Origin of the sequence: Methylobacterium variabile, assembly GCF_001043975.1 — a bacterium.
GTDB classification, from domain to species: domain Bacteria; phylum Pseudomonadota; class Alphaproteobacteria; order Rhizobiales; family Beijerinckiaceae; genus Methylobacterium; species Methylobacterium variabile.
Window position 1 is genome coordinate 39,156 of record NZ_LABY01000030.1, and the last position, 21,085, is coordinate 60,240.

Genomic DNA, 21,085 nt, shown 5'->3' on the forward strand with positions numbered 1-21,085 from the left:
AAGGAGGCCCTCGCCGGCGTCGACGGGACCGGCGGATTGCATGTCGTGCGACAAATTCTGATCGGAGGATAGCTTGGAGTACGTGACAGCCTCCAGCGCGGCGGCTGAATCCGCCAGCGGCGCGAGCCGCCCCGAGGCGGCAACGGAGGTCGCCGTCATGACGCTCGACCGGGACGGCCGCGTCACGGCCTGGTACCCCGGCGCCGACCACGTCAGCGGCTGGCGCGAGGACGCGGTCGTCGGGCGGACGCTGACGCTTTTCCATCAGGAGGCGGACGTGGCCGCCGACAAGGCGAACCGCATCCTCGCCATCGCGCGCGAGACCGGCCGCTACGAGGAGCAGGGGATACGTCTGGATTCCGTAGGCAGGCCTTACGCCGCCAAGGTCCTGGTGATGCCGTTGCGCGGTACGGACGGCGAGGTCCTGGGCTACACCAAGGTGGTTTGGGGGCTGACGGAGCGGGTCGCCGCGGAAGAGGCGTTGCGCGCGCGAGAGGCGCACCTGCGCTCGATCCTCGACACCGTGCCGGACGCCATGGTGGTCATCGACGAGCAGGCCCGGATCAAGTCGTTCAGCGCCGCCGCCGTGCGCCAGTTCGGTTACGCGGAGGACGAGGTCACGGGCCGCAACGTCAGCCTACTGATGCCCGAGCCCTACCGCACCCAGCACGACACCTACATGGCCCGCTACCTCGCGACCGGGCAGCGGCGCATCATCGGCATCGGCCGCGTCGTGGTCGGCCAGCGCAAGGATGGCTCGACCTTCCCGATGGAGCTGTCGGTCGGCGAGATGCGCTTGGGCGGCGAGCGCTACTTCACGGGCTTCATCCGGGACCTAACCGAGCGCAAACAGACCGAGACGCGCCTGCAGGAACTGCAGTCCGAGTTGGTGCACATGTCCCGCTTCACCGCGCTCGGCGAGATGGCCTCCACCCTCGCGCATGAGATCAACCAGCCGCTGACCGCCATCGCCAGCTACCTTAAGGGCTGCCGCCGGCTCCTCAGCCGCATGGAGGGCCCCGAGGTCCCCATGCTCGCGGACGCAGTGAACGAGGCGGCCGACCAAGCCTTGCGGGCCGGGCAGGTCATCCGGCACCTGCGCGAGTTCGTGGCCCGCGGCGAGAGCGAGCGGCACATCGAGGGCCTGCCCAAGCTGATCGAGGAGGCGAGCGCGCTGGCGCTGGTCGGCGCCCGGGAGAAGGGCGTGCACGTGCGCTTCGACCTCGACCCGGACGCGCCCTTGATCCTGGCCAACCGGATCCAGGTGCAGCAGGTGCTGCTGAACCTCATCCGCAACGCCATCGAGGCCATGCAGGACGCACCGCGGCGCGAGTTGGTCGTCGCCACGAAGGCCCTGCCCCCGGAGGGTCTCGTCGAGGTGCGCGTGGCCGACACCGGGACCGGCATTGCGCCGGAGGTGGCGGCGCAGCTCTTCCAGCCCTTCGTGACCACGAAGGCGAACGGGATGGGCGTCGGCCTCTCGATCTGCCGCACCATCGTCGAGGCGCACGGCGGCAAGATCCAGGCCGGGCCAGGCCCGGACGGCGGAACCACCTTCCGCTTCACCCTGCGCACGTTCGACCGGGAGGAATTGACGCATGTCGGCTGACGCGCTCGTGCACGTCGTGGATGATGACGCCGCGGTGCGGCGCTCGCTCGCCTTCCTGCTCGCCACGGACGGCTTGGCCGTGCGCGTGCACGAATCGGCCGTCGCCTTCCTGGAGGGCGTTGCTGAGGTCTCGGGCTGCGTCCTGACCGACGTGCGCATGCCCGACCTCGACGGCATCGAGTTGCTGCGGCGCCTCCGGCAGCGCGGGGCGATGCCGTCCGTGATCGTGATGACGGGGCACGCGGACGTGCCGCTCGCCATTGAGGCCATGAAGGAGGGGGCCCGGGACTTCATCGAGAAGCCGTTCGACGACGAGGTGCTGCTCGCCAGCGTCCGGGCCGCCCTCGCGCAGGCGGAGAGGAACGCGGACCTCACCGCCGGGAGCAAGGCGGTGCGGGAGCGCCTGGCCGCCCTGTCCGGGCGCGAGCGCCAGGTCCTGGATGGCCTGGTCTCGGGCAAGGCCAACAAGGTCATCGGCCTCGACCTGGGGATCAGCCCCAGGACGGTGGAGATCTACCGGGCCAACGTCATGTCGAAGCTGCAGGCCGGCAGCTTGTCCGAACTCGTCCGCATGGCGTTGGCCGCCGGGCATCCGGCCGGCGGCGGCTGACGCCGGCCGGGCGGACTTGGCCGCCACGCCGCGCTTGAGGCAGATCAAGGCGACGGCTCGTCGTTCGACCTACGCGAGGACGACACTGAATCGGACGTTCCAATGCCAAACCGAACAGGACCGGTGCTCGTCGTCGACGACGACGCCGCCGTCCGCAACTCCCTGAAGTTCGCCCTCGAACTCGAAGGGTTGGACGTGCGCCTCTACGAGGACGGCGCCGCGCTGCTCCGCGACGCGGCACTGCCGCGGACGGGATGCCTCGTGGTGGACTACTGGATGCCTGGCATGGACGGGCTGGAGCTCGTCGGGCGCCTGCGCGACCGGGACGTCGCACTTCCAGCCATCCTGATCACCGCCCGACCCACCGGCGACCTGCGGCACCGCGCGAGCCGTGCGGGTTTCCACGGCGTGGTTGAGAAGCCACTCGAAGACGGAACCCTGCTCGACGGCATTCGGGACGCGCTCGTGGCGACAGCCTGAGGGGCGTGCCGCGCCTCCGTAAAACCCCTTAGGGGAGCCTCTTAAGGGAGGGACCGGAATTTTACCTGCGTCCGCCGAGGCGTAGCCATGGAGCCACGTTCCGCACCCCGGAGGCTCCCATGCAGACCGCCCTCGCCACCGCCGGCCTCCCGCCCGTCCTCGCGGCGTCGCTGGCGGGCCGCGCCGTCCCGCTCCCGGCGACGGAGACGCGGGCCGGACTGCGCCGCACCGTCGCCGCGGAGGCGGAGATCTTCGCCGAGGGCGACCGGGCGGGCATGTTCTACAAGGTCGTCTCGGGCGTCGTCCGGACCTACAAGCTCCTCTCGGATGGGCGCCGCCAGATCGACGCCTTCCACCTGCCAGGGGACATCTTCGGCCTTGAGACTGGCGCGGAGCACCGCTTCAACGCCGAAGCGGTCACCGAGGCCAAGCTCGAAGTCCACCGCCGCGAGCCCCGCGCGCTGGCCGGCGGCGACGGCGCGCTGGCGCGGGAGGTCGTGGCCGCGATGATGAGCGGCCTGGAGCGGGCGCAGGACCATATGATGCTGCTCGGCCGCAAGTCGGCCCGGGAGCGCATCGCGACCTTCCTACTCACGATGTCGCGGCGGATGGCCTGCGGCGGGGCCGCGATGGAACTACCGATGTCGCGCACCGACATGGCCGACCACCTGGGCCTGACCGTCGAGAGCGTCTCGCGCGCCGTGACGCAGTTGGAGCGGGACGGCCTGATCGCCCTGCCGCCAAACCGCCGAATGGTGGTCGTCCGGGATGCCAAAGCCCTGGCCCGGCTCGCCGCCTGACCTGAGGTGCCCGCGTCGGCGGCGGGACCGGATGCTCCCGTTGCCGAAGGTGCGTGGCAAATTCGCCGCCATCTGACTGCCGCCGAGGCGGCGGGCGACCTAAAACTGGTCAATCTGCAACCGGTTCTTTCGAGGAAACCCGGATTTTCTTCAATAGATTTAAATTTTCACCTCGAACCGCTCCGTATAATCGCGGGTTCCGGCGGCCGGTGGAAAGCGGCCGAGGTGGAGGCCGTCCGCAGGATAGCCTTGAGCCAGTTCCTCCTCACAGACACGCCCGCGCGCGCCGCGCGCTTGGCCCGGAGCCTCGACGCGCTGGGTCCCAGCCGGGTCATCGACCTGCTCGACCCCGCGGAAGTGGGCCTCGCGCCCGAACGGTCCACCGTCCGGGCCGTCATCAGCGACATCGCCTTCACGAGCTCCGCGCCGGTCGCGAGCCTCAAGCTGCACCTCGACCGCCTTGCGTCGCGCCGGACGCCCTACGTCTGCCTGCTGCGCGAGGACACCTCGCGCGCCCGCGCCCAGGCCATGGCGCTCGGGGCCGCGGGCATCCTGCCCCCGGGCCGGGCGTCGCCACCGGCTCGCAGAGGCCGTCTCGCCGCTCCTGCCCGCGCCGGAGGCGCCCGCGACCGTGCCGGAGGCGGCCGCCGGGGCCGGCGGATGCTGACCCGCATCTTCGAGCTCGCCCGCGGCGGCTCCGTCGTCCCGGAGGTCGTCTCCGCCGGAGCAGCCCTGATCGAGGGGCCCTGAGGCGCTCCGACCTGCGGGCCTGGCTCGACGTGGTCTGGCGCTTCGACGACGCCACGCACCAGCACTGCCTCCTCGTGGCCGGCCTCGCCGCCGGCTTCAGCCTCCACCTCGGCCTGCGCCGGGACGACTGCCGCAGGCTCACCGAAGCGGCCCTCCTGCACGACGTCGGGAAGTCGCGGATCCCGCTCGCCATCCTCAATAAGCCGGCCCGGCTCGACGGAGGGGAACTCGCGGCGATGCGGGCGCACCCGGTCCTCGGCCACGAGCTTCTCCGCGACGCCGCCTACGACGAGGCGCTCCTCGCCGTGGTGCGGTCCCACCACGAGCTCCTCGACGGGTCCGGCTACCCGGACGGCCTTCGCGGCGACGAGATCCCCGACATGGTCCGCATCGTCACCATCTGCGACATCTTCGGGGAGCTCATCGAGTGCCGCCCCTACAAGCCGCCGATATCGGGCGAGGCCGCCTACACCGTGCTGGAGGGCGAGGGCGTGTCCCGCCGCCCGAGACGGTCCGGGCCGTGCGGCGTGCCCTGGAGCGGGCCGGCGTCGAGCTCATCTTCGAACCGGGCAGGAAGCCCGGGGCCCGCGAGGCGTAACGGGCGCCCCGCTCACGGGAAAAGCAGCGTGCGCGGCGCGGCCCCGGACGCGAGCCGGGGGCCGACGGACCGACCGGCCAGCGGTCCCCCGGGCGCGTTCGCCACCTCGGCAAGCGTAAGGACGAGGAATCCCACCACGTCTTCGGCACGGTGGCGAACGTGCGTGGATGGCGCCGCAGCCGAAGCGCGGGGGCCGAGGTTAGGACGACGGCCGGCGCGCCCCGGTGCATCATGCCCCTTCCCGCCGGGAGCGGCGCGGGACCGGTCGCCGGTCACGCCGGACGTAACGGCGGCGATGGCTCAGGCCTCGCGCAGCCCGTCGAGGCGCTCGGCGTTCGGGCAGAACCCTCGATAGGTCCCGGCCGCCGTCCCGGCCCGTAGCTCGCGCGTGCAGTGGTTCCTCTCCGTGCAGCCGAGACAGGCTGCCTCAAGCGTGCGCATGGCCCCGGGCTCGCGCAGCCGGATGGCATCGGGGTCCAGATCCAGGCTGCGCATCAGCCTCACCAGGTTGCGGACCTTCGCGACGGCTTCCGAAGACAGGGACGCCGGGCCAGGCTCGTTCGCCTCAAGCAGCGTGTCCATCATCTCCGCGTCGATGTCGCCGAGTTCCCGTGCTGCCCCCAGGAGACAACACCAACCGTTCATCGAGGTGATGACGCCGAAGGGATCGAAGGGGTCGGGCGTGGACATGGCAGCCTCTAGGGGTCTCAGGGTACCGCCGAGCCGGGCGACCCTTCGGTCAGGCGGAGGGGTCGGCACTGCCGCGCGACCGCGGGTGAGGTGGCGCGTCTCACGTCGCGATGGACACGACGTAGAGCACCGCCGCGATGACCAGGATGCAGATCGCCAGCTTGACCTGCGCGTCGTCCGCGGGCGGGAGGTCGCTCCCCGTACGGGCGGGGGCTCGTCGGTCGAACGCTCGGTGCAACGGATCGGAGGTGATCGGGCATGGCCGGATCCTGGTGAACTCACCCGTTCAGTAGAAGTGGGGGGCCCGGGGTCGGTCCATGATCTGGAACAAGGCCGGCCCGTTCGCGGCCGCACCCTGGCCCGTTTGTGGCCAAGGGGCCGGTGCCGCGCTAGGCCGGGCGCAGCGCAGCGGTGCCCAGCATGGCGAGGACGGCGAGCAGCATGCAGGCTGTGGCCAGCCACCCGAGCAGCCTCAGCGGCCCACGCACCGCGAACGCGCCCATGACGTCGGTCCGGGCCGCCGCCAGCATCATCACCGCCATGACCGGCACCGCGATGACGCCGTTGACCACCGCGCTCCAGTAGAGCGCGCGGATCGGGTCGACCGCGCCCAGACTGATCACCATGCCCACCAGCGTCGCGAGCGCCACCGTGCCGTAGAAGGCGCGCGCTTCCAGGAGGCGCCGGCCGAAGCCCACGGGCCAGCGCCGCGCCTCGCCGACCGCGTAGGCCGCCGATCCCGCGAGCACCGGCACCGCCAGCAGCCCGGTCCCGACGACGCCCAGCGCGAAGACCGTCGCCGAGAACGGGCCGGCCAGCGGACGCAGCGCCTCCGCGGCCTGGGACGAGGTCTGGATGGCGGTGACGCCATTCGGGTGCAGCACGGCGGCGGCGGTGACCATGATGGCGAGCGCCACGAGGTTCGAGAAGGTCATCCCGACGAGGGTATCGATCCTGATTCGACGCAGGGCGCTCCGGCCCTGCTCGGGCGCGTGCAGCAGGTCCCTCCGCCGCGGGAAGGCGTGCAGGTCCTCGGCCTCCTCCGCCGCTTGCCAGAAGAAGAGGTACGGGCTGATCGTGGTCCCGAAGAGCGCCACCAAGGTGGTGAGGCTGCCATCGCTGACGTCAAGCCGCGGCAGGGCCATCGCCATTCCGAGGTCCCGCCAGGAGACGTGGGCGAAGATCACGACGCCCAGATAGGCGAAGAGGCTCAGCGTCAGCCACTTCAGGACGGCGACGTAGCGGGCGTACCGCAGGACGACCTGCATGAACACGCAGGTGCCGGCGAACAGGACGACGTAGAGCCAGCGCGGGCCCGGCAGCAGCAGGTTCAGCGCGTCCGCCATGGCGCCGAGGTCGGCCCCCAGGTTCAAGATGTTGGCCGCCAGCAGCAGCAGCACGACGGCCTGGAGCAGGCCGTTCGGGTAGTGCGCGCGTAGCACGCCGGCGATGCCGTAGCCGGTGGTGCGGCCGATCCGGGCCGAGACCATCTGCACTGCCGCCATCAGCGGCAGGGTGTAGAGCATGGTCCAGCACAGGCCGTAGCCGAGCTGCGCCCCGGCCTGCCCGTAGGTGGCGATGCCGCTCGGGTCGTCGTCCGAGGCGCCGGTGATCAGGCCGGGTCCGAGGACGCGCAGCAGGCGCGGCTTCGACGGCCCGACAGCGGGGCTCGGCGCCTCAGGATCGTCGAGCTCCCGAGCTGCTGGCAGCGCGGAAGCGCTCACGCCGCCGGCTCCAGCGGCGCAGCAGCGGCTCCGGGACGCTTCGCGCGCGCCACCCGCAGGGCCGCGGCCAGGTCGTCGCGGTCGGTGCCGTAGCGGCGGCAGAGGGCGTCCAGCCAAGGCATCGGTCCGGCATCGGCATCCCGGATCTCGGAATACGGGACGTGGTACATATCGTCGAGGGCCTCAATCCCATAATCGGTGACCGCCCATTGGCGGCCCCGCCAATGCACGCGCGCAGTCGATTCTTGTTTCATCTGGATCCCGTCAGGCGGCCTGTTCGGTGAGCTCGATAACTTCGCAGGTGTCGGCCCGCAGCCGCCAGTCGGACACGCCGGCGGCTTCGCGGAACATCGCCTTGGCCGCGTAGGCGGCGGCGACGTCCGAGCCGGCGCTCACGACCGCCTGCCGCTGCACGACGCGATGGTCGTGGCCGATGTCGTCGGGAACGGTCTTGTGGAAGGTGACAAGGTACTTGCGCATCCCGCGCCCCCGCTGGCTTCGATGCCGGAGGGGGTATCGTCGACGCGGTCATGCCGCCTTGATCCATCGCAAATGCGATGGCCCAGGCCATCGGTGAGCGATCCGGGACGCGGCGGTGCCGCCAGTTGTGCCCCCCTTCCCAACGTCATGCCCCATGACGGGCCTGGAAGTGGGAGACGATGAGGGCTGACGTCCAGGTGGACGAGGTTCCATGATCCACAAACATGCTGCCCGAGAGCGTGCCGGAGCGGCGGTTCGTCGAGGCTGGGGCCATCATCAGGTCCGGCGAGACGGTGGCCGCCGTGCGGATCGGCCAGGCCGCTGCACGGCATCGTCTCGCCCGCCGCGGGACGCCTGCACGTCATGATCCCGCCGAACGGGGTATCCCGGCCGTACCATCGCCGGGACGCGGCACAAGGCCTCCGGGGGCGGCCGCGTCCCAGACGAAGGGGGCTGCGGCACTCGCCTGCCTGGCCTGGGCCGTCGCCGATGGTCCCGCGTCGGAGGCTGGCCCATCGCCGCATGGACATCCCGCCGGCGTCACGTGGTCGGCGCCCGGGTTGCACGAGTGCGGCTTCCTGGGCCTGACGCGCGACGAACATCCCTGAACACGGTGCGATGGCACCTTGCGCTGGATCAAGGATGGCGCGGCCCCGGCTCGGCCAGGATGTCGTCCACGGGGCCGGAGCCGCGCGTACGTCGCCGCGGGTCCTTTGATCGAACGAGGCCCCTCGCAAGGAGCTTACGCATGTCGCACGTCCCTCACGACCTCGCCGCGGAGTTCCCGGGCCAGGCAGGCCGCATCCAGGCGCTGAAGCATGCGGACGACCGGTTCGCGGACCTGGTCGAGCGCTACCACGTCGTCAACCGCGCCCTGCACCGAATGGAGGAGCGCATCGAGCCCGTGTCCGAGGAGACCGAGCGGGCCTCGCGCCTGGAGCGGCTGCATCTCAAGGACGAGATCGCCCGCGCCCTCGCCGCAGTGACCGCCTGAGGCACGGGACGGGGTCCGCAGCCGCCGTTTGGGCGCTGGCAATGGAGGTGACGAACATGACGGACGCAACGGGACAGCGGACCACGATGATCGGCCTCGGCCAGTCCGCGACCCCAGAGGATGAGGCGGCGTCCCGAGCGGCGGACCGGGTGCCGCCGGATGGGTTGCCGGCACCCGACGCGAACGGCCGGAATGCGGACGCGGAAGTGCAGCCCGGATCGTCGCGGTCGGCCTTCGCAGAGCGCCACGATCCCGAGGCGGTCCGCCGAGCCTTCGAGACGGGCGAGTATCCTTACAGGACGCGCCTGACCGAGAAGGCTTACCAGGCGCACGTGCTGCCGCTGCAGATCGAGCTGCTCAAGCTCCAGAACTGGGTCAAGGAAGCGGGCGAGAAGGTCGTCGTGCTCTTCGAGGGGCGTGACGCCGCGGGCAAGGGCGGCACGATCAAGCGCTTCATGGAGCACCTCAACCCGCGCGGCGCCCGCGTCGTCGCCCTGGAGAAGCCGAGCGAGCGTGAGCGCACGCAGTGGTACTTCCAGCGCTACGTCCAGCAGTTGCCCGCCGCGGGCGAGATCGTGTTCTTCGACCGCTCCTGGTACAACCGCGCCGGCGTCGAGCGCGTGATGGGGTTCTGCACCGCGCACGAGTACCTGGAGTTCATGCGGCAGGCGCCCGAACTCGAACGCATGCTGGTCCGCTCCGGCATCCGCCTCGTCAAGTTCTGGTTCTCGGTCACGCGCGAGGAGCAGCTGCGCCGCTTCGAGGCGCGCGAGCGCGATCCCCTGAAGCATTGGAAGCTGTCGCCCATCGACCGGGCCTCCCTCGACAAGTGGGACGCCTATACCGAGGCCAAGGAGGCGATGTTCTTCTACACCGACACCGCGGACGCGCCCTGGACCGTGGTGAAGTCTGACGACAAGCGGCGGGCGCGGCTGAACGCCATGCAGTTCTTCCTGGCCGCGATGCCCTACCCGGACCGCGATCCGCACGTCGTGCACGGGCCCGACCCACACATCGTCGGCTCGACCGGGGCCGTCCTCGGCCAGCATGCGGGCCTGCTCGACCGGGCCGTTCACCCGGACATGCGGCGGGGTGGCTGACAGCTCCGGGAGGCCGCCTGACCGGTGAACCGAGCAGACGTTCGGAGCGCCCTCCGTCCCGCTCATGTCGCCGCCTCGCGTTCGGCCGCGGCCATCATGTCGGCCACGCGTGGCGAGAACCTGCGGACCGCCGCCAGGACCTCGCGGTCGCCGCCGCGCAGCATCCACGTCTCCATCGAGGCCTGGAGGCCGGAGCCATCGTACAGGCGCAGCGCGGTCAGGAAGGTCCTGCGGTGCCGGACGCGCCTGACCCTGGTCACCTCCCGCCACCGGATCATGAGCCCTCGGCCGTCGTGGATGCCGTCGACGACCACCGTGTACGGCGCCCGGCCCGTCGCCAGCCGCCACGACCATCAAGCCGAGAAGGCGGTCAGCGCCGCTGCCAGGAGGCCGAGAAGCACGACGCCGGCGACGTTCAGGAAATGCGCCCGCAGCGCGAGCGCCACGCCCGCCACGCCGCCGATGGCGAGGAGGAGCACGGGTACGAGCTGGACGGTTCCGAGCCGCAGGGTAACGGCATCGGCCGGCGGGCGAAGGGACCTACTGGGCGCCTCGTCGGACCGAGGATATCTCACGGGTGCGCTCCGAACTCTCGGTCGGGACATCGTCGGTTCCGTCGTGCGCCCTGGAATGGCGCCCGCGGGCGCAACGCGGTGAGAGGCGAATCCGGCCGATGACAGTGTCGGCACCGTCCGCCTCGGCCGCAAGCCGTGCGGGCGAGGCGAACGGTGCCGAGGACGGTGCCTCGCGCCCCGTGCCGCCCTTGCGCTGGATCAATGCACGGCGTGTCCCGTGGCTCATCCTCCGCGCGGCGGGAAACGACCGGGAGGGGCCCGGCAGACCCGACCGTGCGGGAGGCGGCATGCTGGTCGATACGGGCTCGTGCGGGAGGATCCCCCATGCCTGCCACCATGGGCGCTCCGAGAACGGCTGCGCCGACTGCAAGGTGCGCCTGATCAGCGTCTGCTCGGTCCTGGAACTGGACGAACTGGAGGAGTTGGAGGCGCTCAGCCACCACCTCACCCTCGACAAGGGCCAGGCCCTGTTCGGCCAGGACGAGCCGGCAGGCTTCGTCTTCAATGTCATCGAGGGAGCCCTGCGCCTCACCCGCCTGCTCCCGGACGGACGGCGCCACGTGATGGGCTTCGCCCTGCCGGGCGACTTCCTCGGCCTCGCCCTGCAGGAGCGCCACTCGGTCTCGGCCGAGGCGCTGGGGCCGGTGAAGACCTGCCGCTTCGCCCGCCAGGACTTCGCCGCCGTGGTCGAGACCAAGCCGCACCTGCTCAGGAGCCTGCACGAGCGGGCCGGCCACGAGCTGAACCTCGCTCAGGAGCAGATGCTTCTCCTCGGCCGCAGGACGGCCGAGGAGAAGGTCGCCACCTTCCTGCTGTCGTTGCGGGCTCGCTACGCCCGGGCCGGCCATTCGTCCGTCACGGTCGAACTGCCGATGGGCCGCCAGGACATGGCCGACCACCTCGGGCTGACCATCGAGACGGTCAGCCGCATGCTGTCACGCCTCGACCGGGCGCATGCCATCCTGCTCGTGCCCGGCGGCGTGCGCCTGCTCGACCTCCCGCGGCTGGAGGCGATGGCGGCTGGTTGATGCCGCCTCACCGCTCAAGCGTCTTGAGGTAGGCGATCAAGGCCTCCGCCTGATCAGGCTCGAAGCGGAACTCCGGCATGGTCGGATGTCCCGTGCGGATGCCCTCGGTGAGCGCCTCGGCGAGGTCCTCGACCGGGTAGCGCTCGTGGAGCGTCCGGAACGGCGGGGCTTGCCGGAGCGGGCTTACCCCCGTCCGGCCGACGGCGTGGCAACGTGCGCACTCCGTACGCGCCAGGGCGCGGCCGCGCTTGACCCGCTCGTCCCAGGCGGCGGCGGGGACGGCCGCGAGGCACATCAGGAGCGCGGACGCCGTCGCGATGGCAGGTGCCGTGCCCATCAGTGGCTCATCAGGCAGCAGAGCGGGGAGGCCCGCAGGATGTCCCGGGTCACGCCGCCGAACAACCATTCCCGAAGCCGCGAGTGGCCGTAGCCGCCCATCACGATCAGGTCGGCTTCCTCACGCTTCGCGAAGCGCAGGACCGCGTCCGCGACCGCGCCGCCCGGGGCGTCCAGCAGGTTCATGGTGATGTGCGCCCCGTGGCGGCACAGTAACTCGGAGACCTCCTCGGCGCCTTCGAAGCGGGCATCGCTGCCGGCCGCCGCGACGAAGACCTGGTCCGCGCGCCCGATGAACGGCAGCGCGGCCGAGACGGCGCGACGCGCCTCGGGCGCATCCTTCCAGGCGATGACGATGCGGGCGGCGGCCAGGTGCTCGACGCCCGGCGGCACGACCAGCACGGGACGCCCGGCTTCCATCAGCACCGCACCCGGGTCGGGCACCATGGCGTTGGGCGCCGCGCGCGGCGCGTCGCGTCCGACCACGAGCAGGTCAGTGCCGCGCGCCTGCCGGACGAGGAAGGCCTCGGCCCCGTCCTCGGCCTGCCGCCAGCCGGTGCGGAGGTCGCCTCCGGCAGCCGCCTGGAACACGTCCCTGGCCCGGTCGAGCTCGCCGGCCAGCTTGGCGCGCTCCGCGTCGTAGGCGGCCTGCGCCTCCCCGAGGTCGCCGGTGGGACCGGGACTGGGCAGCTTACGGGCCGCGACACCGGTGAGCGCGGCCTCGAAGCGTCGCGCGAGGTCCGCTGCGAGGCCGACGCGGCGGGCGGCCGCCTCGCTGGTGTCAAGGGCGACCATGATGCTGGCGATGGACATTGAACGTCTCCGGCTCGGGATGGAAGATCCTTGAAGGCTGTCTCACCGATCCATGAGGATGATCCTTGATCCAGCGCAAAACCGGCTGGCTCTTCGGGGCGGTCGCTGCGCGAGCCCGGACAAGCTTGGCCGTTTGACCTCGATCAAAGACGTCTGGTTCCGGGATGGGCGAGTGGACGCGCAGCCGAACGCGGCCCTGTCCCGAGACCGAACGAAACCATGCGCAAGAAAACCCTCCTCGTCGCCACGGCCGCCATACTGGCCTGCGGCCTCCCAGGCGCCCACGCCGCCGACCTGCCGACCTTCGCCGCGGCACCGACCCTGGAGCCGGCGCTGACGACGTGGTCGCCCTGGCTCGTGCGCGTGCGTGCGCTCGGCGTCCTGCCCGACGCGGGCGCCCGCCTCTCGGCCGGGGGAGCCCCGCTCTCCGGCGCCGGCGTGGCCATCACCGACTCGGCCATCCCGGAACTCGACATCTCGTACTTCTTCACCCGAAACGTCTCCGCCGAGCTGATCCTGGGCGTGACGCGGCACGGCATCCAGGGTGCCGGCACCCTGGCGGGCACCCGCATCGGCACCACCTGGATCCTGCCGCCGACGCTGACCCTGCAGTACCACTTCGACGGGTTCGGCCCGCTGAAGCCGTATGTGGGCGCGGGCGTGAACTACTCGATCTTCTTCGGCGAGCGGGAGCGGGGCGGCTTCACCGGCTTTCGCCTCTCGAACAGCGTCGCGCCCGCCTTGCAAGTCGGCTTCGACTACATGCTCGACGAGCACTGGGGTGTGAACGTCGACGTGAAGAAGCTCTTCCTCGACACGAAGGTGAAGCTCAACGCCGGCGCGGTCCGCGGTCGCGTCGACATCGACCCGTGGATCGTCGGCGCCGGTATCACCTACCGGTTCTGAAGAGGTCGGCCGGAGCGCCTTGCTAGGCTGCGACCGTGGAGGCTTCCGTCGCCTGGGCGGTGCAGTGCAAAAGCGGCTCTATCAGAGCCTCGACGTGGGCGGCGGCCGAGCGTGCCAGGCCGATCAGGTCGTAGCCACCCTCCAGCAGCGAGACGACGCGGCCGCTGCAGACGCGGTCGGCGACGTCGACGAGCCGCTCGGTCGCCCAGCGAAAGTCGTCTTCCGTAAGGTCCAACCCGGCCAGCGGGTCGCGCCAGTGGTCGTCGAAGCCGGCCGACACCAGGATGAGGTCGGACTCGAAGGCCGCGATGCGCGGCAGCACCGCCGTTTCCAGTGCCGCGCGGAACATCTCGCCGTCGGCACCTTCCGGAAGAGGCACGTTGACCACGTTGCCGTGCTCGCCGCGCTCGCACGCCGCACCGGTGCCGGGGTAGAAGGGCCATTGGTGGGTCGATCAGAACAGGACGGTCGGGTCGTCCCAGAAGATCTCCTGGGTGCCGTCCCCGTGATGGGCGTCCCAGTCCAGGATGGCGACGCGTCCCGCGCCGTGGACGGCCTGGGCGTGGCGGGCCGCGACGTTGTTGAAGAAGCAGAAGCCGGCTGAGCGTGCCCGTCCGGCATGGTGCCCGGGCGGACGCATGACCGAGAAGGCATTGCGGACCTGCCCGGTAATGACCTCGTCGACCGCCTGCACGGCGGCCCCGGCGCTTCGCAAGGCCGCGTCGAGAGTTCCCGGTCCTGCATGCGTGTCGCCGTCGAGATGGGGAAGGCCACCGCGCTCAAGACCGCTGAGTGTTGCCGCGACGTATGCCTCGTCGTGCGCCAGATGAAGGGCGTCGAGCGCGGCGCGGGGTGCCTGCTCGCGCACGAGCGCCGAGAAGCGCTGCCGCTCCAGGCAACCTTCGATGACGCGGATGCGGTCGGCGCGCTCAGGATGCCAGGGCGGACCGAGGTCGGTAAGCGCGGCCGTGTGGGTGAGGTGCAGTGTCGCCAAGCGTTGCCTCCCGGGCGGCGCCTGTCGTGGTTGTCTTCGACGGCATGGCCCGTCACGTCCGGGGAGACGTTACGGATCCATAACGTCCACCGCGATCTTCGGGTGCGCCGAATCCCGAACCGGGCCAAGCCTGTCTCAAGGGGCCGGTCTTTGACCTGGATCAATAGGCCGGGGGATAGGGACGACTAAGCGGGAAGGCCAAGGGCCAGGCAGATCCCGTGACCGAGGCGCTGGCTGGGCCGGAACGCCTTCCATCGATCTTCGCCTCCTCCAGCCCGAGAAACCGCCATGGGCCGTTCGAACCTCCCCTCTTCGATGCGTCCAGCCGAACCGTCGTCGGATGCGGAGGCACGGATGAACCTTCTCTGGGGCGCGCGGACCCATGAGGCGGTGGCTGATAACCTGTCCGACAAGGCCCACCGTCTCGATCCGACCGGAACCCTGCCGGCCCTGCGGCTCCTGCGCCGGATGGTGCGGGACCACCGCATCAAAGCCTTGCTCCTGCGGGGGCAGGCCGCCGTCGCGGACGGCAGTCTGCTCTGAGAGACGTGGCATGGCGGCCCCTGCCACGAGGTGTGGGCCCCCGCCGCACCGTCGCCCGACGTGCCGGTCACGCCGCGCGGCTGTGCAAGGCACCGGAAGTCCCGAGATGCCCGTCAAAGGAGGCGGCGACGTTCCGCACGAAGATCCTGGCTTCCGCTGGGATAACCAGGAGTTCGCCGTCCCAGCGGACCAGCCGATGGTCGGCCAACGTCGGCAGCCGCGTGAGCGTCGCGAGGAATGCCTTCGGGTCGCGGCCGTGAGCGCGGCAGGCCTGCCCGACATCGACGGCGAAGTCGCACATGATCCGCTCGATTAGGTCCGCCCGAAGCCGGTCATCCGGCGTCAGCACGTAGCCCTTCACCGTGGCGAGCTCGCCCTGACCGATGCGCTCGGCGTAGGCGCGCAGCCCCGGCGCGTTCTGGACGTAGCCTTGCGGAAGCCGCCCGATGGCCGAGGCGCCCAGTCCGATCAGCGCGTCGCTCGAGTCCGTCGTGTAGCCCTGGAAGTTCCGCCGCAGCCGACCTTCCGCCTGTGCGATCTCCAGCGGGTCGTCCGGCAGGGCGTAGTGGTCGAGGCCGATCCGCCGGTACCCGGCAGCGGTGAGCGTCTCGGCGATGGCCTCGGCCTGCGCGCGGCGCGCGCGCCCGTCCGGCAGGCTGGACTGGTCGATGTGGCGCTGGTGCTTCTTGAAGGCGGGCACGTGGGCGTAGCCGAACACCGCGAGGCGGTCGGGGCGCAGTTCCAGGCACTGCCGCACCGTATCGACGCACGACTCGACAGTCTGGTGCGGCAGGCCGTAGATCAGGTCGAGGTTGATCCCGCGCACCCCGGCGGCCCTGAGGCCGACGACCGCCGCGGCGGTGACGTCGAAGCCCTGCCGACGGCGGATCGCCTCTTGCACCACGGGATCGAAGCTCTGGACGCCGAGGCTCGCGCGCGTGACGCCGGCGTGGCCGAGTGCCTCGGTCATCGCGGGCACGAGTGTCCGCGGGTCGATCTCAACGGCGACCTCGGCCATCGGATCGAAGGGGAAGCGGGCCCGCAGGGCCGCGACGAGGCCGACGAACGCCTCCGGGGCCATCACGGTCGGGGTGCCGCCGCCGAAGTGGACATGGCGGACCAGGGGCGCGTGCTCGAACCGCGCGGCGACCAGCCCGATCTCCCGTCCGAGAAGGCCGACGTAGTCGGCGATCGGCGCGTCGTGCCGGGTGATGCTGGTGTGGCAGCCGCAGTACCAGCACATGGACCTGCAGAACGGGACGTGCAGGTAGAGCGATGCGTTGGCCGTAGGGGATGTTTCAGCCAGCCACGCCGCGTAGCGTTCGGCACCGATGCCGGCGGTGAAGTGGGGGCTCGGCGGGTAGCTCGTGTAGCGGGGCAGCCGCTCCTCCCCATAGAGCGCCCTCAGATCCTCCCGCATGCTCGCACCTCGTCAAGTTTGCCGGTCCGCCCGGGGAGCCGACCCTCGGTCCGCGGTAGGCTTCCGACCGGGGCCCCGCCTTGATGTGGCTCAAAGGCGGGCCGCCTTGATCGAGGTCATGGCTCGGGCGCGGCGCGGAGGGCATCACCGCGCTCACAGGCAACGCCCGCGGCCGTCGCGGCGACCTGCTCAGGCTGGGAGGGTTCGAGGTGCCGAGGGTGCTCAAGGTCGACAGCGGTCGGTTCGCCATCGTCGAGGGCGACCTGTGGTGGCCAGGACGCTTCGATTCACCCGGGACCGCACGGCGCGCGGCGGCCTTGCGAGAGGACGTCCTGGCCCGGTTGCAGGCGCGCAAAAACGCCGAGGCGCGTGACACCCGCGGCGTCATCACGGTCGCCGACCTCGAAGCCATCTCGTGACGGACCGTGCCGGCCGCCGCTAGGGGGCGGACCGGCCGCCCTGCCAGTGCCCCTGCGCCTTGAGGGCGCCGGCGACCTCGCGCGGCATGTATGTCTCGTCGTGCTTGGCGAGCACCGAGTCGGCGCGGAAGGTCCCGTCCGCGTCAAGGGCTCCTTCCGCCACCACGCCCTGGCCCTCGCGGAACAGGTCGGGCAGCAGCCCGCGGTACGTCACCGGCACCGTGGCGGTCGTGTCGGTGACCGCGAACGCGACGCGCTGGTCGCGGCCGCGGACCACCGAGCCTTCCTGCACGAGGCCGCCGAGGCGGAACCGCGCGCCGACGGCCGGCCCCCGCAAGGCGACCTCGCTCGGCGAGCGGAAGAACACGATGGAGCCGCTCATCGCCGACAGGACGAGGCCGACCGCGAGGGCCAGCACGGCTCCGCAGACGGCGATGATGACGAGGCGGCGAGACTTGCGGCGGGTCATGGCGCAGCCTGTGCCTCCGGGCCGTCGGGATTGCCTCCGCAGGCGACAGGAAGGACGCAGGCCGCGAGGAGGCACAGCGAACCCGCGGCGAGGAACGACGGCAGGTAGCTCTCCAGCCCGATCCGCGACACGCCCGCGCCGTAGGCGGCCGCAGCCGCGCCGAGCTGATGCCCGGCGAACACCAAGCCGAGCGTCGTCGGCGCCCGCTCGCGGCCGAGACGGTCCAGGAGGAGCCTCGCCGTCGGAGGGACCGTGGCGACCCAATCCAGGCCGTAGAGCGTCGCGAACAGGGACAGCCCGACGAACGAGAGGTCCGTGAAGGGCAGGCACACGAGCGACAGGCCACGCAGACCGTAGAACCAGAACAGCAGCCAGCCGGGCGCGAACCGATCCGACAGCCAGCCGGCGGCCGTCGACCCGACGAAGCTCAGCAGGCCCATCCCGGCGAGCAGGCCGGCCGCCGGGACCGGCCCGACGCCGAGGTCGGCGCAGAACGGCACTAGATGGACCTGGACGAGGCCGGCGGTGGTCGCGCCGCAGACGACGAAGCTGCCGGCCAGGACCCAGAACGGGCCCGACCCCGCAATCTCCCGCAGGGAGCCCTGCCCGGACCGGGGGACCACGGTTCGCGTACCGGTCCCCACCTCCCGCGCACCGTACGGTCGAAGGCCGACATCCTCGGGCCACTCCGGAACGAGGGCGTGGACGGCGAGCGCCCCCAGCGCCAGCAGGGCGCACGGGACGAGGAGGCAGGCGCGCCAGCCGTGCGCGTCCGTGACCGCGGCGAGGAGCGGCAGCGTCGCCAGCTGCCCCGCCGTCGCGGCGGCGCCGAAGAGGCCGATGACGAGGCCGCGCCGGGCCGCGAACCAGCGCGCCGCTACGGTCGTGCCGAGCACCAGGGAGACCAAGCCCGCACCGGCACCGACCAGCACGCCCCAGAGCAGCATGAGGTGCCAGGCCTGCGTCATGGTGAGCGAGTCGACGAGCCCGGCGGCGGCCATGGCGAGGCCGACAAGGGCCACCCGGCGCAGGCCGACGAGGTTCGTCAGGGGGCTCGCGAGCAGTCCCGCCACACCGAAGGCGGCGAGCCGGACGGCTGCGGCCGCCGAGAGGGTCGCGACGTCCCAGCCGAACTCCCGGCCGAGGGGCAAAATCAGCACGTTCGGCACACCGGCCGCCGTCGCCGCGGCTAGGAGCGCGAGGCAGGTTGCCGCCGCCACGGTCCAGGCCCGGTGCGGGACCCGAACGGCATCCGGCCGGTGCTGCGCGAGGGCGAGGTCAATCATCGTTGAGCACGCGGTACTCGGCACCCTCGATGTCGTCGTACTGGCCGCTGCGCAGCGCCCAGAGGAAGGCGGCCAGCCCGAGCGTGCCGAGCGCCAAGGCGATGGGGATGACGAGGAGGAGCACGGTCATGGCGGCCTCAGGCAGCTCCGGCGACGGGGACCGCGGCGGACGACCGAAGCGTGGCCGGTCCCGCGGAGGCCTTCGTCTTAAGGCGGGCTCGCATGGCGTTCGCCGTGACGACGAGGGACGAGCCCGACATGGCCAGCGCCGCGAACAGGGGCGTCAGGAGACCTGCTGCCGCCAAGGGGACCGCGAGCACGTTGTAGGCCGCCGAGAACCACAGGTTCTGCAGCATGAGCCGCCGGGCCCGCCGCCCCGCTGTCAGTACCGACAGGACTGGGGCGAGCCCGCGGCCCAGGAACAGTGCGTCGGCCGCGGCCTGGCTGACATGCGCGGCGGTGACCGGCGAGAGCGAGGCGTGCGCGGCGGCGAGCGCCGGCGCGTCGTTGAGGCCGTCGCCCACCATCATGACCCGGTGGCCGGCCCGCTGGAGTTCCTCAATGCGAGCGATCTTGTCCCGGGGGGCGAGACCCGCCTCCCACTCGGCGACACCGAGCCTGCGCGCGACCGCCTCGACGGCGGCGGCGCGGTCGCCCGACAGGACCAGGACGCGGTGGCCGAGCGCCGCGAGACCGGCGACGACCTCGGCCGCGTCCGGGCGCAGGCCCTGACGCACCGGGAAGGCGGCCGGCGACCCGTCCCCGGCTCGGAAGCAGATCACCGAGGCCTCCGGGTCGGCCTCCAGCGCCGCGGCAGCCTCGGCCTCGGCCCCACAGAAGAGAGCGGAGCCGAGCCGCAACTCCACGCCATCAACTTGCGCGCGCACACCTAGCCCGGCCGCCTCCTCGGCGCCGGGGAAGGGTTCCGAGCCCCCGGCCGCAACGGCCAGGGCCGTGGCCATCGGGTGCCGGCTCGACAGGGCGAGCCTCGCCGCGGTCTCCAAAGAATCGTGATCGAAGGTGCCGGCCGTCAGGACCGGCTCCGGCAGGGTCAGGGTGCCGGTCTTGTCGAACACCACGGTGTCGACTTGGGCGAAGCGCTCCAGCGCGGTGCCGTCGTTGAGCAGGACGCCCTCGCGGAACAGGGCGCCGGCCGCCACGACCTGCACGGCTGGGATAGCGAGGCCGAGCGCGCAGGGGCAGGTGACGATCAGCACCGCGACGGCGTCGAGGAGCGCCGCGTGCCAGCCGGCGCCCGCCGCGAGCCAGCCGACAAGGGTCAGCGCGGCAGCCGCGTGGACCAGCGGGACGTAGAGGCGTGTCGCCCTGTCGGCGAGGACGAGCACGCGCGAGCGCGCCTCCAGGGCCCGCCGCATCAGGCCCTCGACCTCGTCGAGGAGTGTGGAGCCTGCCGCCGCGGTCACCCGCACCGTCAGGGCGCCGCTGCCGTTGAGGGCGCCCGCGAAGACGCGCTCGCCGCCGCGCACGGTCACGGCGGCGGTCTCGCCGGTCACCAGGCTCTGGTCGAGGTCGGACGCGCCGTGCTCGACGACGCCGTCGGCCGGCACCCGCTCGCCCGGCCGGACCAGGATGCGCGCGCCGGGGGTAAGTTCCGTGAGCGGGACATCGCGCAGGCCGCCGTCCGGCTCGGCCAGCGTCGCGCGCTCGCTGCGGAGCGCCGCGAGGTTCTCCGCGAAGGCGCGGGTCCGCCGGCGCATGGTCTGGTCGAGCACCCGCCCGATCAGCAGGAAGAACAGCAGCATCACCGCGCCGTCGAAATAGGCGTGCGTGGCACCCGACAGCGACTCGACCACCGACATCACGAGGGTCAGGACGACGCCGAGGGTGATGGGGAAATCCATCGTCACGCGGCCTGCCTTCAGCCCGCGGAAGGCCCCCTCGTAGAAGGGCCGCCCGGCATAGGCGGCGGCCGGGAGGGCGATGACCGCCTGGATCCAGTGGAAGAGGTCGCGGTTCTCCGGCGTCATGTCCGAGACGTTGCCGGCCCAGACCGAGATGGCGAGCAGCATCACGTTCATCGACGCGAAGCCCGCCACCGCCAGCGCCCGGATCAGCCGCTTCGTCTCGGCGGCTTCCGCGTCCGCGAGCCTGCCGGGCGTGAAGGGCTGCGCGGTGTAGCCGAGCGCCGCGAGCGCCGCGAGGACGGCAGGGATGTCGGGCTCGACCTCACGCCGCCAGGTCACGGCGAGGCGCCGGTCTGAGAAGTTCAGCCGCGCGGAGGCCACATCGGGCAAGGGGGCGAGCCCACGCTCGATGGCGGTCATGCAGGCGGCGCAGCGCACGCCCTCGACGGCGAACTCCGCGCGGGCCGAGCCGTCCGGCAGGGTGGCGACGAAGGCGGTGTAGTCCCGGCCCAGGGAGGGCCGGGTGTTCGCCTCGCTCCAGGAGGCGTGGGCCTCCACGTAGGCGAGCGCCATGTCGGTGCAGCACATAGGAGAGA

26 protein-coding genes and 1 pseudogene are annotated in these 21,085 nt (G+C 71.7%); 12 read left to right on the top strand and 15 right to left on the bottom strand.

Features of this window, described 5'->3' with window-relative positions:
* Positions 1–82 precede the first annotated feature (82 nt).
* The 6 genes from VQ02_RS05195 (at position 83) to VQ02_RS38985 (ending at position 5,202) form a co-directional block, all read left to right on the top strand.
* Positions 83–1,609: a PAS domain-containing sensor histidine kinase gene (locus VQ02_RS05195; RefSeq protein ID WP_232389512.1), complete on the top strand. Its 1,527-nt coding sequence runs from the start codon at positions 83–85 to the stop codon at positions 1,607–1,609.
* Positions 1,599–2,219 carry a response regulator FixJ gene (gene fixJ, locus VQ02_RS05200; RefSeq protein ID WP_048443097.1) on the top strand — a complete coding sequence of 207 codons (621 nt, stop codon included), beginning with the start codon at positions 1,599–1,601 and terminating at the stop codon, positions 2,217–2,219. The genes VQ02_RS05195 and fixJ overlap by 11 nt, the downstream gene beginning before the upstream one ends.
* A gap of 123 nt (positions 2,220–2,342) precedes the next feature.
* On the top strand, positions 2,343–2,699 hold the full coding sequence (locus VQ02_RS05205) for a response regulator transcription factor (RefSeq protein WP_409513830.1): 357 nt from the start codon (positions 2,343–2,345) through the stop codon (positions 2,697–2,699).
* 119 nt (positions 2,700–2,818) lie between these two features.
* Complete coding sequence (locus VQ02_RS05210) at positions 2,819–3,499, top strand: helix-turn-helix domain-containing protein (protein ID WP_048443099.1); 681 nt, start codon at positions 2,819–2,821, stop codon at positions 3,497–3,499.
* A gap of 249 nt (positions 3,500–3,748) precedes the next feature.
* On the top strand, positions 3,749–4,249 hold the full coding sequence (locus VQ02_RS38980; protein WP_053080241.1) for a hypothetical protein: 501 nt from the start codon (positions 3,749–3,751) through the stop codon (positions 4,247–4,249).
* A 29-nt stretch (positions 4,250–4,278) separates the two neighbouring features.
* Positions 4,279–5,202, top strand: a complete 924-nt coding sequence (locus VQ02_RS38985; protein WP_053080242.1) for an HD-GYP domain-containing protein — start codon at positions 4,279–4,281, stop codon at positions 5,200–5,202.
* On the opposite strand, the gene VQ02_RS05220 is transcribed toward VQ02_RS38985, so the two are convergent.
* The 5 genes from VQ02_RS05220 to VQ02_RS05235 all read right to left on the bottom strand — a co-directional run bounded on the left by VQ02_RS05220 (position 5,148) and on the right by VQ02_RS05235 (position 7,741).
* Complete coding sequence (locus tag VQ02_RS05220) at positions 5,148–5,537, bottom strand: hypothetical protein (RefSeq protein ID WP_048443100.1); 390 nt, start codon at positions 5,535–5,537, stop codon at positions 5,148–5,150. The two genes, VQ02_RS38985 and VQ02_RS05220, sit on opposite strands and share 55 nt — an antisense overlap.
* Before the next feature lie 100 nt (positions 5,538–5,637).
* On the bottom strand, positions 5,638–5,775 hold the full coding sequence (locus tag VQ02_RS36750) for a hypothetical protein (RefSeq protein WP_157080505.1): 138 nt from the start codon (positions 5,773–5,775) through the stop codon (positions 5,638–5,640).
* A 151-nt stretch (positions 5,776–5,926) separates the two neighbouring features.
* Positions 5,927–7,261, bottom strand: coding sequence for an NRAMP family divalent metal transporter (locus VQ02_RS05225; RefSeq protein WP_048443101.1), 1,335 nt, complete (start codon positions 7,259–7,261; stop codon positions 5,927–5,929).
* Complete coding sequence (locus tag VQ02_RS05230) at positions 7,258–7,515, bottom strand: hypothetical protein (RefSeq protein ID WP_048443102.1); 258 nt, start codon at positions 7,513–7,515, stop codon at positions 7,258–7,260. Before VQ02_RS05230 ends, VQ02_RS05225 begins: the two co-directional genes overlap by 4 nt.
* A 10-nt stretch (positions 7,516–7,525) precedes the next feature.
* A complete protein-coding gene (locus VQ02_RS05235) occupies positions 7,526–7,741 on the bottom strand; it encodes a hypothetical protein (RefSeq protein ID WP_048443103.1) in 216 nt (71 codons plus the stop codon).
* A 748-nt stretch (positions 7,742–8,489) separates the two neighbouring features.
* On the opposite strand from VQ02_RS05235, the gene VQ02_RS05240 reads away from it, so the two are divergent.
* Together VQ02_RS05240 and ppk2 are read left to right on the top strand one after the other, a co-directional pair.
* Positions 8,490–8,735 carry an HP1242/YdcH family protein gene (locus VQ02_RS05240; protein WP_048443104.1) on the top strand — a complete coding sequence of 82 codons (246 nt, stop codon included), beginning with the start codon at positions 8,490–8,492 and terminating at the stop codon, positions 8,733–8,735.
* 56 nt (positions 8,736–8,791) lie between these two features.
* Positions 8,792–9,835 carry a polyphosphate kinase 2 gene (ppk2, locus tag VQ02_RS05245; RefSeq protein WP_232389511.1) on the top strand — a complete coding sequence of 348 codons (1,044 nt, stop codon included), beginning with the start codon at positions 8,792–8,794 and terminating at the stop codon, positions 9,833–9,835.
* Positions 9,836–9,897: 62 nt separating this feature from the next.
* Here ppk2 and VQ02_RS05250 read toward each other — a convergent pair whose 3' ends face one another.
* Both VQ02_RS05250 and VQ02_RS36755 read right to left on the bottom strand, forming a co-directional pair.
* Positions 9,898–10,149, bottom strand: coding sequence for a hypothetical protein (locus tag VQ02_RS05250; RefSeq protein ID WP_048443105.1), 252 nt, complete (start codon positions 10,147–10,149; stop codon positions 9,898–9,900).
* Between the two features lie 39 nt (positions 10,150–10,188).
* On the bottom strand, positions 10,189–10,410 hold the full coding sequence (locus VQ02_RS36755) for a hypothetical protein (RefSeq protein ID WP_157080506.1): 222 nt from the start codon (positions 10,408–10,410) through the stop codon (positions 10,189–10,191).
* A 287-nt stretch (positions 10,411–10,697) separates the two neighbouring features.
* On the opposite strand from VQ02_RS36755, the gene VQ02_RS05255 reads away from it, so the two are divergent.
* Complete coding sequence (locus tag VQ02_RS05255; protein WP_048443106.1) at positions 10,698–11,438, top strand: helix-turn-helix domain-containing protein; 741 nt, start codon at positions 10,698–10,700, stop codon at positions 11,436–11,438.
* A 7-nt stretch (positions 11,439–11,445) separates the two neighbouring features.
* Here VQ02_RS05255 and VQ02_RS05260 read toward each other — a convergent pair whose 3' ends face one another.
* Together VQ02_RS05260 and VQ02_RS05265 are read right to left on the bottom strand one after the other, a co-directional pair.
* Positions 11,446–11,775 carry a c-type cytochrome gene (locus VQ02_RS05260; protein WP_048443107.1) on the bottom strand — a complete coding sequence of 110 codons (330 nt, stop codon included), beginning with the start codon at positions 11,773–11,775 and terminating at the stop codon, positions 11,446–11,448.
* Positions 11,775–12,587, bottom strand: a complete 813-nt coding sequence (locus tag VQ02_RS05265) for a universal stress protein (protein ID WP_048443108.1) — start codon at positions 12,585–12,587, stop codon at positions 11,775–11,777. The genes VQ02_RS05260 and VQ02_RS05265 overlap by 1 nt, the downstream gene beginning before the upstream one ends.
* Positions 12,588–12,806: 219 nt before the next feature.
* Between VQ02_RS05265 and VQ02_RS05270 the strand changes: the two genes are divergently transcribed.
* The gene (locus tag VQ02_RS05270; protein WP_048443109.1) at positions 12,807–13,493 is read left to right on the top strand and encodes an OmpW/AlkL family protein; all 687 of its coding nucleotides are present in this window, start codon (positions 12,807–12,809) and stop codon (positions 13,491–13,493) included.
* A 22-nt stretch (positions 13,494–13,515) separates the two neighbouring features.
* On the opposite strand, the pseudogene VQ02_RS05275 reads toward VQ02_RS05270, so the two are convergent.
* Positions 13,516–14,487, bottom strand: a pseudogene (locus tag VQ02_RS05275) (histone deacetylase family protein).
* Positions 14,488–14,841: 354 nt separating this feature from the next.
* On the opposite strand from VQ02_RS05275, the gene VQ02_RS05280 reads away from it, so the two are divergent.
* The gene (locus VQ02_RS05280; protein ID WP_048443110.1) at positions 14,842–15,030 is read left to right on the top strand and encodes a hypothetical protein; all 189 of its coding nucleotides are present in this window, start codon (positions 14,842–14,844) and stop codon (positions 15,028–15,030) included.
* A gap of 67 nt (positions 15,031–15,097) precedes the next feature.
* Here VQ02_RS05280 and hemN read toward each other — a convergent pair whose 3' ends face one another.
* Complete coding sequence (gene hemN / locus VQ02_RS05285) at positions 15,098–16,450, bottom strand: oxygen-independent coproporphyrinogen III oxidase (RefSeq protein WP_048443111.1); 1,353 nt, start codon at positions 16,448–16,450, stop codon at positions 15,098–15,100.
* A 218-nt stretch (positions 16,451–16,668) separates the two neighbouring features.
* Between hemN and VQ02_RS05290 the strand changes: the two genes are divergently transcribed.
* Positions 16,669–16,869 carry a hypothetical protein gene (locus tag VQ02_RS05290; protein ID WP_157080507.1) on the top strand — a complete coding sequence of 67 codons (201 nt, stop codon included), beginning with the start codon at positions 16,669–16,671 and terminating at the stop codon, positions 16,867–16,869.
* A gap of 19 nt (positions 16,870–16,888) precedes the next feature.
* Here VQ02_RS05290 and ccmE read toward each other — a convergent pair whose 3' ends face one another.
* The 4 genes from ccmE to VQ02_RS05305 are packed head-to-tail and all read right to left on the bottom strand — an operon-like array spanning position 16,889 to position 21,077.
* Positions 16,889–17,338: a cytochrome c maturation protein CcmE gene (gene ccmE / locus VQ02_RS05295; RefSeq protein WP_048443113.1), complete on the bottom strand. Its 450-nt coding sequence runs from the start codon at positions 17,336–17,338 to the stop codon at positions 16,889–16,891.
* The gene (locus VQ02_RS05300) at positions 17,335–18,624 is read right to left on the bottom strand and encodes an MFS transporter (RefSeq protein WP_048443114.1); all 1,290 of its coding nucleotides are present in this window, start codon (positions 18,622–18,624) and stop codon (positions 17,335–17,337) included. Before VQ02_RS05300 ends, ccmE begins: the two co-directional genes overlap by 4 nt.
* Positions 18,617–18,754, bottom strand: coding sequence for a cbb3-type cytochrome oxidase assembly protein CcoS (gene ccoS, locus VQ02_RS35090; RefSeq protein WP_063838467.1), 138 nt, complete (start codon positions 18,752–18,754; stop codon positions 18,617–18,619). The genes VQ02_RS05300 and ccoS overlap by 8 nt, the downstream gene beginning before the upstream one ends.
* A 7-nt stretch (positions 18,755–18,761) precedes the next feature.
* On the bottom strand, positions 18,762–21,077 hold the full coding sequence (locus VQ02_RS05305; RefSeq protein WP_048443115.1) for a heavy metal translocating P-type ATPase: 2,316 nt from the start codon (positions 21,075–21,077) through the stop codon (positions 18,762–18,764).
* Positions 21,078–21,085 lie beyond the last annotated feature (8 nt).

Excerpts from the sequence above, each read along its gene's own strand:
- fixJ (WP_048443097.1), top strand. The coding sequence starts at position 1,599 with ATGTCGGCTGACGCGCTCGTGCACGTCGTGGATGATGACGCCGCGGTG.
- VQ02_RS05210 (WP_048443099.1), top strand. The coding sequence starts at position 2,819 with ATGCAGACCGCCCTCGCCACCGCCGGCCTCCCGCCCGTCCTCGCGGCG.
- VQ02_RS05220 (WP_048443100.1), bottom strand. The coding sequence starts at position 5,537 with ATGTCCACGCCCGACCCCTTCGATCCCTTCGGCGTCATCACCTCGATG.
- VQ02_RS05230 (WP_048443102.1), bottom strand. The coding sequence starts at position 7,515 with ATGAAACAAGAATCGACTGCGCGCGTGCATTGGCGGGGCCGCCAATGG.
- VQ02_RS05235 (WP_048443103.1), bottom strand. The coding sequence starts at position 7,741 with ATGCGCAAGTACCTTGTCACCTTCCACAAGACCGTTCCCGACGACATC.
- VQ02_RS05240 (WP_048443104.1), top strand. The coding sequence starts at position 8,490 with ATGTCGCACGTCCCTCACGACCTCGCCGCGGAGTTCCCGGGCCAGGCA.
- ppk2 (WP_232389511.1), top strand. The coding sequence starts at position 8,792 with ATGACGGACGCAACGGGACAGCGGACCACGATGATCGGCCTCGGCCAG.
- VQ02_RS05255 (WP_048443106.1), top strand. The coding sequence starts at position 10,698 with ATGCTGGTCGATACGGGCTCGTGCGGGAGGATCCCCCATGCCTGCCAC.
- VQ02_RS05260 (WP_048443107.1), bottom strand. The coding sequence starts at position 11,775 with ATGGGCACGGCACCTGCCATCGCGACGGCGTCCGCGCTCCTGATGTGC.
- VQ02_RS05265 (WP_048443108.1), bottom strand. The coding sequence starts at position 12,587 with ATGTCCATCGCCAGCATCATGGTCGCCCTTGACACCAGCGAGGCGGCC.
- VQ02_RS05270 (WP_048443109.1), top strand. The coding sequence starts at position 12,807 with ATGCGCAAGAAAACCCTCCTCGTCGCCACGGCCGCCATACTGGCCTGC.
- VQ02_RS05280 (WP_048443110.1), top strand. The coding sequence starts at position 14,842 with ATGAACCTTCTCTGGGGCGCGCGGACCCATGAGGCGGTGGCTGATAAC.
- hemN (WP_048443111.1), bottom strand. The coding sequence starts at position 16,450 with ATGCGGGAGGATCTGAGGGCGCTCTATGGGGAGGAGCGGCTGCCCCGC.
- ccmE (WP_048443113.1), bottom strand. The coding sequence starts at position 17,338 with ATGACCCGCCGCAAGTCTCGCCGCCTCGTCATCATCGCCGTCTGCGGA.
- VQ02_RS05300 (WP_048443114.1), bottom strand. The coding sequence starts at position 18,624 with ATGATTGACCTCGCCCTCGCGCAGCACCGGCCGGATGCCGTTCGGGTC.
- ccoS (WP_063838467.1), bottom strand. The coding sequence starts at position 18,754 with ATGACCGTGCTCCTCCTCGTCATCCCCATCGCCTTGGCGCTCGGCACG.
- VQ02_RS05305 (WP_048443115.1), bottom strand. The coding sequence starts at position 21,077 with ATGTGCTGCACCGACATGGCGCTCGCCTACGTGGAGGCCCACGCCTCC.